At 59.3% G+C, this 12,136-nt stretch carries 8 protein-coding genes; 3 read left to right on the forward strand and 5 right to left on the reverse strand.

All coding sequences use genetic code 11. The annotated features are described in order from the left end of the window. Positions 1-76: 76 nt before the first annotated feature. Positions 77-2,053 carry a methyl-accepting chemotaxis protein gene (locus tag ACA063_RS28355; RefSeq protein ID WP_497664183.1) on the reverse strand — a complete coding sequence of 659 codons (1,977 nt, stop codon included), beginning with the start codon at positions 2,051-2,053 and terminating at the stop codon, positions 77-79. A 185-nt stretch (positions 2,054-2,238) separates the two neighbouring features. Further along, positions 2,239-3,159, reverse strand: coding sequence for a LysR substrate-binding domain-containing protein (locus ACA063_RS28360; protein ID WP_497664184.1), 921 nt, complete (start codon positions 3,157-3,159; stop codon positions 2,239-2,241). 157 nt (positions 3,160-3,316) lie between these two features. On the opposite strand from ACA063_RS28360, the gene ACA063_RS28365 reads away from it, so the two are divergent. Next, entirely contained in the window at positions 3,317-4,711 is a 1,395-nt protein-coding gene (locus ACA063_RS28365; protein ID WP_497664185.1) for a NorM family multidrug efflux MATE transporter, read from the forward strand. Between the two features lie 72 nt (positions 4,712-4,783). Here ACA063_RS28365 and ACA063_RS28370 read toward each other — a convergent pair whose 3' ends face one another. Then, positions 4,784-6,457, reverse strand: coding sequence for a putative bifunctional diguanylate cyclase/phosphodiesterase (locus tag ACA063_RS28370; RefSeq protein ID WP_497664186.1), 1,674 nt, complete (start codon positions 6,455-6,457; stop codon positions 4,784-4,786). A 263-nt stretch (positions 6,458-6,720) separates the two neighbouring features. On the opposite strand from ACA063_RS28370, the gene rep reads away from it, so the two are divergent. Together rep and ACA063_RS28380 are read left to right on the forward strand one after the other, a co-directional pair. Further along, entirely contained in the window at positions 6,721-8,730 is a 2,010-nt protein-coding gene (gene rep, locus ACA063_RS28375) for a DNA helicase Rep (protein WP_497664187.1), read from the forward strand. A gap of 69 nt (positions 8,731-8,799) precedes the next feature. Continuing rightward, a complete protein-coding gene (locus tag ACA063_RS28380; RefSeq protein ID WP_150745167.1) occupies positions 8,800-9,372 on the forward strand; it encodes a xanthine phosphoribosyltransferase in 573 nt (190 codons plus the stop codon). 129 nt (positions 9,373-9,501) lie between these two features. Here ACA063_RS28380 and ACA063_RS28385 read toward each other — a convergent pair whose 3' ends face one another. Both ACA063_RS28385 and ACA063_RS28390 read right to left on the reverse strand, forming a co-directional pair. After that, a complete protein-coding gene (locus ACA063_RS28385) occupies positions 9,502-11,424 on the reverse strand; it encodes an acetyl-CoA hydrolase/transferase C-terminal domain-containing protein (RefSeq protein ID WP_497664188.1) in 1,923 nt (640 codons plus the stop codon). A 211-nt stretch (positions 11,425-11,635) separates the two neighbouring features. Then, positions 11,636-12,049, reverse strand: coding sequence for a c-type cytochrome (locus ACA063_RS28390; protein ID WP_497664189.1), 414 nt, complete (start codon positions 12,047-12,049; stop codon positions 11,636-11,638). Between the last annotated feature and the right edge of the window lie 87 nt (positions 12,050-12,136).

Below are 12,136 nucleotides of genomic sequence, written 5' to 3' on the forward strand. Positions count from 1 at the left end.
GTCGCTCAAGAGCTTTCTGAACGACACAAATCATGTGGGAGCAAGGCTTGCCCGCGATGGCGATCTCAGAAGCAACTCACCGAAACCGGTCAACCTCGGAACGCAACTCCGCCGCCAGGCTTTCCAGCTCTTTGGCCGTCACCGCCAGGTTCGACACCACTTCGCGCTGCTCACTGTTCGCCAACGCAATGCTTTGCAGGTTGCTACTCAGCAACGTTGCCGTGCTGCTCTGCTCCTGGGTCGCCGTGGTGATGGCGGCAAACTGCTGACCCGCCGAGCGGCTCTGCTCATCGATCCGCGCCAGCGCCGTGGCGACATTGGCGTTACGCGACAAGCCTTCCTGCATCAGCACATTGCCCTGTTCCATGGTGCTGATGGCGTTGCCCGTCTCTTGCTGGATGCTTTGAATCATCACCGAGATTTCATCCGTCGCCTGACGCGTACGTGAAGCCAGATTGCGAACCTCATCGGCCACTACCGCAAACCCACGCCCTTGCTCACCGGCACGGGCAGCTTCGATCGCCGCGTTCAGCGCCAGCAGGTTGGTCTGTTCGGCAATCGAAGTAATTACCCCCACGATGCCGCCGATTTCCTGCGAACGCTGACCCAGGGTGTTGATCACGGTCGCGGTACTGTTCAGTGCGCCAGCGATTTGCTCCAGAGACGAGGACGCTTCCTCCATCGATGTACGACCGATCCGCGTTTGTTGTGCGTTCTCTTGAGCCAGGCGCTCGGTGCTGCCCATGTTGTCGGCAATGTTCAACGAGGTCGCACTGAACTCCTCCACAGCACCGGCCATGCTGGTGATTTCGCCCGACTGCTGCTCCATTCCTTCGTACGCGCCGCCAGACAACCCGGATAACGCCTGCGCGCGTCTATTGACCTCTTCCGAGGCTTTGCGGATGTGTTCCACCATGGTCGACAGCGCCTGACTCATCTGATTGAAAGCCCGGGCCAACTGACCGATTTCGTCGTGGCTCGACACGTTCAGGCGCACGCTCAAATCACCTGCACCCAAGGCTTCGGCCTGACGCACCAGATCGCCCAGCGGCGCGAGCTTGCTACGCAACAGCCAGACCGCCGAACCCACCGCAATCAACATGGCCAGCAGGCTGCCAATTGCCAATCGAATCCCGACGCTCCAGGTCACCGCGTTGATTTCAGCTTTCGGCATGCTCGCAACCACCGACCAGGGGCCGCCCTCAAACGGCACCGCCACGCTGTAGAACGCTTCGGACTTGTCGCTCCAGAAATCGCCCGTGCCCGGTGTCTTGGACAGCGCCATGATGGCCGGAACGGCTTGATCCAGCGCTTGCACACCAGCGATCGGCACCAGCCACTTGCCCTGCTCATCCAGCAACGCCAACGATCCCGTTTGACCAATCCGGAAACGCTTGAGGTTGGCAAATTGCGCATTTTGCGCATCGGTGTAATCGAATCCTACAAACAGCACGGCGATGACCTTCCCGCCACTGTCACGTACAGGGGTGTATTGCGTCATGTAGGACCGTTCGAAGAGCAAGGCGCGACCGACGTAGCTTTGCCCCGCCATCAGGCGTGCATAAGCCGGATGCGCGTGATCGAGCAGCGTACCGATGGCCCGCGTGCCGTCCTGTTTGCTCAGGGACGTACTGACGCGGATAAAGTCATCGCCGTTGCGCACGAACAACGTGGCGACGCCGGCGGTCATTTGCTTGAACTCGTCCACTTCGCTGAAGTTGTTGTTCAGCACTTCGCTGCCCAGGTGCAGGCCGGGTGTCTGTACGCCGGCCACCGTCACCGGCTCATCAGGATGCAGACTCAAACCGACGCTGAAACGCTTTTCGAACAACCCGCTGAGGCGCTGGGTGCTTTCGCGCAACGTACCGTGGAAGGTGCTCAACTGATCGGCCAGCAGCCGGGCTTCACTGGCCAGGTGTTCTTCGCGGGTGGCGAGGTTGGCTGTGTCCAGCGAGCGCAACGCGAACAGCGTACTGCCGCTGATGACCACCGCCAGTATCACGGCCAGCGCTAGCCCCAGTTGTGAGGCGATCCGGGCACGAGGTTGAGACATGACTGCTCCTGGCCGAGTGACCGGATCATCCTGATCGCAACGCACACTCAGCAAAATTTCTAATAATGGGAATTCGGTCGAACCTGCACGAAGGTTCCACCTGCAGACTTTCGGCGGCAAAGCTGAATACTTGAGTGATTCACCGGGAGATAGCTCAAAGCCGTCATTGCGACGGCTCTATCGATTCAGCTCAAATGCTCGACATCGGGCAACTCCATTGCCCGAACTTCGCCCTGCAGGAAATCACTGAGTCGGCGCATTCGTTCGCCGCCGGGGCGGGTTTTCGGCCAGACCAGGTAATATTTCTCACCGCTGGCGACAGCCGTCGGCCACGGCAAACTCAGGCGCCCTTGCGCCACATCCTCAGCCACCATCAGCAGATCGCCCATCGACACACCATACCCGCGCGCCGCGGCGATCATGCCCAGCTCCAGCGTATCGAATACCTGCCCACCCTTGAGCGACACCTGATCGGCCATACCCATGCGCTCCAGCCAGTTGCGCCAATCGCGGCGATCCGGCGTCGGGTGCAGCAATTCAGTGTTGGCCAGGCGCGTGACATCCCAGGGTTGTTCGTTCAAAAGGTTCGGCGCGCCGACCGGGATCAATTCTTCAGGAAACAGATAGCTCGCCTCCCAGTCAGGCGGGAAATGCCCGTTGCTCAGCAACACGGCGCAGTCGAAGGGCTCGTCGTTGAAATCCACCGAGTCGACGTCCATCCAGGCGCTGGTCAGCTGCACTTCATTGCCCGGTTGCAGATGACGGAAGCGACTCAGTCGTGCCAACAGCCAGCGCATCGTCAAGGTCGAGGGGGCCTTCATGCGCAAGACGTCGTCTTCCGCGCGCAAGGTATTGCACGCCCGCTCAAGCGCAGTGAAGCCTTCGCGAATCCCCGGTAATAGCAAACGCGCTGATTCGGTCAACTGGAGGTTTCGGCCACTGCGGTGAAACAGTCGACAGGCAAAATGCTCTTCGAGCGTACGAATGTGCCGACTTACAGCGCTTTGAGTGATCGAAAGCTCTTCCGCGGCCCGGGTAAACGAGCTGTGGCGCGCAGCCGCTTCGAAGGCGCGAAGGGCATACAAGGGAGGAAGACGACGGGACATCGGGAACGCTCCTGCAACTGCGCAACATGAACCAGACCAAACTATTCTGCATGAGTTTTAATCATGCGACCCATCCTTTTTATCCCTTTGTGCAATCCCCTGAGAGCGCCGAGAATCGACGGTCTACTGTTCCCTATGAAAATCGAGCGTGATGATCATGAAGCATCCAGCGCGTGTTGAACTCTGGGCCATTCTGCGGCTGGCGGGGCCGTTGATTGCCTCGCAGTTGGCGCACATGCTGATGGTCCTCACCGATACGTTGATGATGGCGCGCCTGAGTCCCGAGGCGCTGGCCGGCGGTGGTCTGGGGGCGGCCGCCTATTCCTTCGTGGCATTTTTCTGCATCGGTGTAATTGCTGCGGTCGGCACCCTGGTGTCTATCCGCAAAGGTGCAGGCGATACCGTTGGGGCGGCGCGACTGACACAGGCCGGTTTGTGGCTGGCGTGGTTGATGGCGCTGGTGGCGGGCTTGCTGTTGTGGAACCTCAAACCGGTGTTGTTGCTGTTCGGTCAGACCGAAACCAACGTCCAGATGGCTGGCCAGTTTCTATTGATCCTGCCGTTCGCCCTGCCCGGTTATCTGAGCTTCATGGCCCTGCGCGGCTTCACCAGTGCGATCGGCCGGGCGACGCCCGTCATGGTCATCAGCCTCGCCGGTACGGTCGCTAACTTCCTGCTCAACTATGCGTTGATCACGGGCATGTTTGGTCTGCCGAAAATGGGCCTGGTGGGGATCGGACTGGTCACGGCCATTGTCGCCAACCTCATGGCAGTGGCACTCGCGCTGCACATTCGCCGGCATCCCGCGTACGACGCTTATCCGTTGCGCGCGGGCCTGTCACGGCCTAATCGTCAGTACCTCAAAGAGCTGTGGCGCCTGGGCCTGCCCATTGGCGGCACCTACGCGGTGGAAGTCGGGCTGTTTGCCTTTGCCGCGCTGTGCATGGGCACGATGGGCAGCACGCAATTGGGGGCGCATCAGATCGCGCTGCAAATCGTTTCAGTGGCGTTCATGATTCCGGCGGGACTCTCCTATGCGATCACCATGCGCATCGGCCAGCATTACGGCGCGGGGCAACTGCTGGATGCACGGTTGGCAGGTAGGGTCGGCCTGGCCTTCGGGGCGATAGCGATGCTGGGTTTCGCGATGGTGTTCTGGCTGCTGCCAAATCAGCTGATAGGTTTGTTTCTGGACCACAACGACCCGGCGTTTCGCCCGGTCATCGAGCTGGCCGTGAGCCTGCTGGCGGTAGCGGCGTGGTTCGAGCTGTTCGACGGCACGCAGACCATTGCGATGGGCTGCATCCGTGGGCTCAAGGACGCCAAGACTACGTTCCTCGTGGGACTGGGTTGCTATTGGCTGATCGGCGCGCCGGCCGCCTGGTGGATGGCCTTCCATTTGAACTGGGGGCCAACGGGGGTCTGGTGGGGATTGGCCCTGGGCCTGGCGTGCGCGGCGGTGAGCCTGACGCTGGCGTTTGAGTGGAAGATGAAGCGGATGATTCGGCGGGAGCCATCCTCACAGCGTTTCGAGGCCATTCAAACCGAATGAGATGCCCGGTGGGAGCTTTTGTGGCGAGGGAGCTTCTCCCTCGCCACAAAAAACGCCCAGTTCAGTCTGGGATCAACTCACGACTTCCAATGCAGACTGCTGGCTCGAACCAAACGTCAAATACTCAACCAGTTCCGCCAACGGCAGCGGCTTGCTGATCAGGTATCCCTGCACCTGATCGCAACCAAACCCGCGCAACAGATCCAGCTGTGCCGCGGTTTCCACCCCTTCGGCAACCACTTCCAGGTTGAGGTTATGCGCGAGGTTGATCATCGCGTGGACCAGTTTGCGATTTTCCTCACGCTCTTCCATGCCGCCGACAAAGCTTTTGTCGACCTTCAGCAAGGCAATCGGCAGGCTGTTGAGGTGCACGAACGACGAAAATCCGGTCCCGAAATCATCGAGTGAGAAGCGTACACCCAGTCGTCCGAGGGCATCCATTGTCTGCTTCACCAGATCGCTGCGGCGCATGACCGCCGTTTCGGTCAACTCGAACTCCAGCCACTGCGCCTCGACGCCGCGCTCGACGATCAAGCGACTCAATGTCGGCAGTAGCTGGCTGTCCTGAAACTGCCGGAATGACAGGTTGATCGCCATGTGCAACGCTGGCAGACCGCGCTCGCGCAGCGCCTGCATGTCACGCAACGCACGGGAAATAACCCAGTAACCCAGCGGCACGATCAAACCGCTTTGCTCGGCCAGCGGGACAAATTCGCTCGGAGGCAACAAGCCACGCTCGGCATGCCGCCAGCGCACCAAGGCTTCGAGGCCGACGATTTGCCCGTCCGCAAGATTCAGCCTGGGTTGGTAATGCAGCTCCAGTTCATCCCGACGCAACGCCCGGCGCAGCTCGCTTTCGAGGTCGGCCATGCTGCGAGCATTGCGGTTAATGCGTTCGTTGAAGATGTGGAAGGTACAGCCCTGCGTGCTCTTGGCCTGCTGCATCGCGATGTGGGCATGCCACATCAGCGGATCGGCACCGGCCTGGGCTCGGGCGTGGGCAATACCCAGGCTGGAACCGATCAACAGGCTTTCGCCGTCGACCCAATAGGGCTCGGCCAGCGCTTCGGTAATTCGTTCGGCCATCCATTCCGCGCGTTGAGGGGCGCGACGGGTGTCGATCAGCAAGGCAAATTCATCGCTGCCCAGCCGCGCCAGCTGATCGCCGGCCTCAAGCTGGCTTTTCAACCGCGCGACGACTTGCAGGATCAACCGGTCGCCAGCCTGATGGCCAAGGGCGTCGTTGGCATGACGGAAGTTGTCGAGGTCCAGGTGACCGAGCGCCAGGCCACGGCCGTCGTTTTCCACCAGCCGTGCCGCTAGCAACGTCTGGAACCCCTGCCGGTTGGCGATGCCCGTCAACGGGTCTTGCTCGGCCAGGCGCTGCAGGGTGTTTTCCAGCAGACCGCGTTCGCGCACATGGCGCAGGCAGCGACGCAACATGCCCGAATCCAGTACGTCGCGCACCAACCAGTCACTCACACCATCGGGTGGTGAAACGGGTTCGTGTTCGAGCAGCAATACAGTCGGCAGAGTGCATTGGCCTGGCAGCGGCGCCAGTGCAGGAATCGTCAACAACACCGCATTGCGGTTGTCATCGAACAGACTGCTGACCGACTCCCAGCTCGGCGCGCTGATCAGCACGGCCGAGCTCCCCATCGGAGCCAGACACTCGCGCAACAACGCTGCCCACGCTGGCTCTTCGGCCAGTAGCAGCAAACGCAAGGGTTCGACAGGCGTAGACAAGCTAGCTCCCTAGACTCTGCAAAGAGGTGGCGACGGGCATTATGCCGCGCCGATAACCAATGACCAAATGACATCAATTATCAAACGAGGCTTTTGTATCAGGAATTACGAACATTAGACGCAAATTAATCATGCATCCTGCGTGAAAGTATCAAAACCGGCAAATAGAGATCGCGTGTTGCGTCACAAGTCGGAGAGAGCAGCACAATTCGCTGAGCCTGTTAAAATGCCGGCCCATTTCGCAAACGACTCCCTGATTCCGTATGTCCCGACTCAATCCCCGGCAGCAAGAAGCCGTGAGCTACGTCGGCGGCCCTCTTTTGGTGCTCGCCGGCGCAGGCTCCGGCAAGACGAGTGTGATCACACGCAAAATTGCGCATTTGATCCAGAACTGCGGCATTCGCGCCCAGTACATCGTCGCAATGACCTTTACCAACAAGGCCGCGCGCGAGATGAAGGAACGGGTCGGCACGCTGCTCAAGGGCGGCGAAGGCCGCGGCCTGACGGTGTGTACCTTCCACAACCTGGGCTTGAACATCATCCGCAAGGAACACGTTCGCCTGGGCTACAAGCCCGGTTTTTCAATCTTTGACGAGACCGACGTCAAAGCCTTGATGACCGACATCATGCAGAAGGAATACTCGGGCGACGACGGCGTCGACGAGATCAAGAACATGATCGGCTCGTGGAAAAACGACCTGATCCTGCCGCCCGAAGCCCTGGAAAACGCGCGCAATCCCAAGGAGCAGACCGCCGCCATCGTCTATACCCACTATCAGCGCACGCTCAAGGCGTTCAACGCGGTGGACTTCGACGACCTGATCCTGCTGCCGGTAAAGCTGTTTCAGGAACACGCCGACATTCTCGAGAAGTGGCAGAACAAGGTCCGCTACCTGCTGGTGGACGAATACCAGGACACCAACGCCAGCCAGTATTTGCTGGTGAAGCTGCTGATCGGCACGCGCAACCAGTTCACCGTGGTGGGCGACGATGACCAGTCGATTTATGCCTGGCGTGGCGCGCGCCCGGAAAACCTGATGCTGCTCAAGGACGATTACCCGTCCCTGAAAGTGGTAATGCTGGAGCAGAACTATCGCTCCACCAGCCGCATCCTGCGTTGCGCGAACGTGCTGATCTCCAATAACCCGCACGAATTCGAAAAGCAGCTGTGGAGCGAGATGGGTCACGGCGATGAAATCCGCGTGATCCGTTGCCGCAACGAAGATGCCGAAGCCGAGCGTGTGGCCGTTGAGCTGTTGACCCTGCACTTGCGCACCGACCGGCCGTACAGCGACTTTGCGATCCTGTACCGCGGTAACTACCAGGCCAAATTGATCGAACTGAAGCTGCAGCACCACCAGATTCCCTATCGTTTATCTGGCGGCAACAGCTTCTTCGGACGTCAGGAAGTGAAAGATCTGATGGCCTACTTCCGCCTGATCGTGAACCCGGACGACGACAACGCCTTCCTGCGGGTGATCAACGTCCCACGCCGGGAAATCGGTTCGACCACGCTGGAGAAGCTGGGTAACTACGCCACCGAGCGAAAGATCTCGATGTACGCCGCCACCGACGAAATCGGCCTGGGCGAGCATCTGGACACCCGTTTCACCGATCGCCTTTCGCGATTCAAGCGCTTCATGGACAAAGTCCGCGAGCAGTGCGCCGGCGAAGACCCGATCTCTGCGCTGCGCAGCATGGTCATGGACATCGACTACGAGAACTGGCTGCGCACCAACAGTTCCAGCGACAAGGCCGCCGATTACCGCATGGGTAACGTCTGGTTCCTGATCGGGGCGTTGAAAAACACCCTCGAGAAGGACGAGGAAGGCGAAATGACCGTCGAAGATGCCATCGGCAAACTGGTGCTGCGCGACATGCTGGAACGGCAGCAGGAAGAGGAAGACGGTGCCGAAGGTGTGCAGATGATGACCTTGCACGCCTCCAAGGGCCTGGAATTTCCCTACGTGTTCATCATGGGCATGGAAGAGGAAATCCTTCCGCACCGCTCCAGTATCGAAGCCGACACCATCGAAGAAGAACGCCGCCTGGCCTACGTCGGCATTACCCGCGCGCGTCAGACCCTGGCTTTTACCTTCGCTGCCAAGCGTAAGCAGTACGGCGAGATCATCGATTGCGCACCGAGTCGCTTCCTTGATGAGTTGCCGCCGGACGACCTGGCCTGGGAAGGCAACGACGACACGCCCGTAGAAGTCAAAGCCGTTCGCGGCAATACCGCATTGGCGGATATACGCGCGATGTTAAAGCGCTAGAATTGAGCACTTTTTAACCGAACACTTTTTACAAGCTAGGCGCATACCGCGTCAGTAGAGGAAAGCTTCATGGAAGCACTGCACAAGAAAATTCGCGAAGAAGGCATCGTGCTTTCCGATCAGGTCCTGAAGGTCGACGCCTTTTTGAACCACCAGATCGACCCGGCCCTGATGAAGCTGATCGGCGACGAGTTCGCCACGCTGTTCAAGGACTCGGGCATCACCAAGATCGTGACCATCGAGGCCTCAGGCATTGCTCCGGCCATCATGACGGGCCTGAACCTTGGCGTGCCGGTGATCTTTGCGCGCAAGCATCAGTCTCTGACCCTGACCGAAAACCTGCTGTCGGCGACCGTTTACTCGTTCACCAAGCAGACTGAAAGCACGGTAGCGATCTCGCCGCGTCACCTGACCAGCAGCGACCGCGTACTGATCATCGATGACTTTTTGGCCAACGGTAAGGCGTCCCAGGCGCTGATCTCGATCATCAAACAGGCCGGCGCGACCGTGGCCGGTTTGGGTATCGTGATCGAGAAGTCGTTCCAGGGTGGGCGTGCCGAGCTGGATGCACAGGGTTACCGCGTTGAATCCCTGGCCCGGGTGCTGTCGTTGAAAGATGGCGTTGTAACGTTCATCGAATAATCCGCCCCTCCGCGTTACCCCTGTGGGAGCCAGCCTGCTGGCGATGACATCGTGTCAGTCACACTCTTCATGACTGACAGACAGTCATCGCCAGCAGGCTGGCTCCCACAGTTGGTTTTGCGCTGGGCGTTATTGCGCGGTGGCTTTAAGGCCGGTGAGCAATAGCCGCTGAAACAGATCCTCTTTCAAACCCTCCGGACTCGTCAGTTGCATCCGTTCCAGATGCGCGGGAAATTCCGACGCTGGCGGCGCATCCAGCGCAGCCTTGCCCAGTTCCAGTATCTCCGTGAGCTTGAACTTGCTCTTCAACCAGTTCAGCGCCCGCAACACATCCCGTTCCTGCGCGGTGAAATCACACCCCAGCGGATACTCGGGAAACAACTGCGGATGTCGGGCCTGAATGTCCTGCAAGCGCTGCGCAGTGTTGTCGGTGAATCGCGGATCCATGCGGAAATCCTTGGGCAATTTTCCGACCTTCTGCGCCTGCTCGATCAAGTCCGACTGAAAACGTGAATCGCTGATGTTCAGCAGCGCTTCGATCACCGCCGCATCGTTTTTGCCGCGCAGATCAGCGATGCCATACTCGGTGACCACGATGTCGCGCAGATGCCGTGGAATGGTGCAATGGCCGTATTCCCAGACGATGTTTGAGCTGACCTCCCCACCCGCCTCCCGCCAGCTGCGCAAAATCAGCACCGAACGCGCCCCTTCCAGCGCATGGCCCTGGGCGACGAAGTTGTATTGCCCGCCCACCCCGCTGAGCACCCGCCCGTCTTCCAGCTGATCGGCTACACCGGCGCCCATCAGGGTCATGGTGAACACGGTGTTGATGAAGCGAGCGTCGAGGCGCTGCAAGCGCTTGAGTTCTTCCTGACCGTAGAGCTCGTTGATGTAGCTGATGCGGGTCATGTTGAATTCGAGCCGTTTGCTTTGCGGCAATTCACGCAAACGCTCGTAGTAGCTGCGCGGCCCGAGGAAAAATCCGCCATGCACCGAGATGCCGTCACTCTGTGCGGCCTCATCCAGGGTGCCGGCATTGGCCTGTAGCTGCGTCGGTACGTCGGGATACACCTTGCGCCGTACAATCCCGGCGTCGGCCAATACCAGCAAGCCGTTCACGAACATTTCACTGCAACCGTACAGCCCTTTGGCGAATGGCTCGACGCCCCCTTCGCGGTCGATGAGTTGCGCCCACTGGCTGAGATTGATATCCGCCAGAAGCGCCTTGTAACCGTCGTTGTCGGCTTGCCGCGCCAGCAGTGCGGCGGTCAGCGCGTCCCCCATGGAACCGATACCAATCTGCAAGGTACCGCCATCGCGCACCAGCGTACTGGCATGCAACCCGATGAAGTGATCCTGAAAACCCACCGGCATGTTGGGCGTCGAGAACAGGGTGGTGCTGTCCTTTGCGTCGATCAAAAAGTCGAACGCATCGATGCCGATTTCTGCGTCACCGGGCATGTAGGGCAAGTCGTTGTGCACCTGGCCCACCATCAGGATCGTCTCTCCCGCTTCTCGGCGCTTGGCGATCATCGGAAACAAGTCGAGGGTGATGTCCGGGTTGCAGCTCAGGCTAAGACGGTCGGGGTGTTCGCTGTGGCTGGCCACCAGCTGCGCGATCAGGTTCAACCCGGCGGCATTGATGTCGCGCGCTGCGTGGCTGTAATTGCTACTGACATAGTCCTGTTGCGCCGATGCACTGTGAAGCAGGCTGCCGGGTTGCATGAAGAATTGCTGGATATGGATGTTGGGCGGCAAGTTGTCTTTTTGCAGGTCCGAGAGAAATGCCAATTCCGGATAGTCTCCGAAAACCCGTTCGATAAAGGGTTCAAGGAAACGCTTCTGCAAGCCGTCGCCCAAAGAAGGCCGCCCCAGGCACAGCGCGGTATAGATCGTCAGCTGGCGCTCAGGCAGTTGCGCGACGCGCCGATACAGCGCGTTTACGAAGTGGTTGGGCTTACCCAACCCCAAAGGCAGGCCCATGTGGATATGTGCCGGCAACCGCGCCAGGACATCATCGACCGCTTGCTCGATAGAACACAGCTGCACCATCTGATCCTCCCTTACATTCCGTGAATTGGGGTTGGACCGAGCTTGCCGCGTCTTTGCTGCAATGAAAAGTAGGAGCTGCCGCAGGCTGCGATCTTTTGATCTTGTTTTTAACAATCCACATCAAAAGATCGCAGCCTGCGGCAGCTCCTACAGGGGAACAGCAGGTACAAAAAAGCCGCTCGAAAGCGGCTTTTTGCTGAAAAATGAGAGCTTATTTCAAGCCGGACATTTTCTCGATGGCGCCTTTGAGATCCGCATCCGAGCAATCAGCGCAGGTGCCTTTTGGCGGCATTGCATTGATCCCGGTGATCGCTTTGGCCAGGATGCCGTCGAGGCCGCCCTGGTGATCAGCACGTTCTTTCCACGCTGCAGTGTCACCAATCTTTGGCGCGCCCAGCAGGCCGGTACCGTGGCAAGCGTTGCAATGCTTTGCAATGATCGAGTCAGGTGTCTTGGCATCACCGCCGCCGGCAGAAACCGCAACGTCCATACCCTTACATTCTTGACCTGTTACACAGACCTGGCCAACTGGCGCAAGGCGCTTGGCAATATCGTCGGAGGTCGCAGCTTGAGCGCTGACAGCCCATAGGGCCAATACAGTTGCTGGTGCAGCCAGCATTTTCATAATTAGATTCACGCGTTCACCCTCAATGGTGGCTAGTCACGCCTACGGCCACGGTTCGCAGGCGGGCGCAAGTATAACGGTAAGCCC

The sequence above is a fragment of the Pseudomonas sp. LBUM1643 genome (assembly GCF_059716215.1).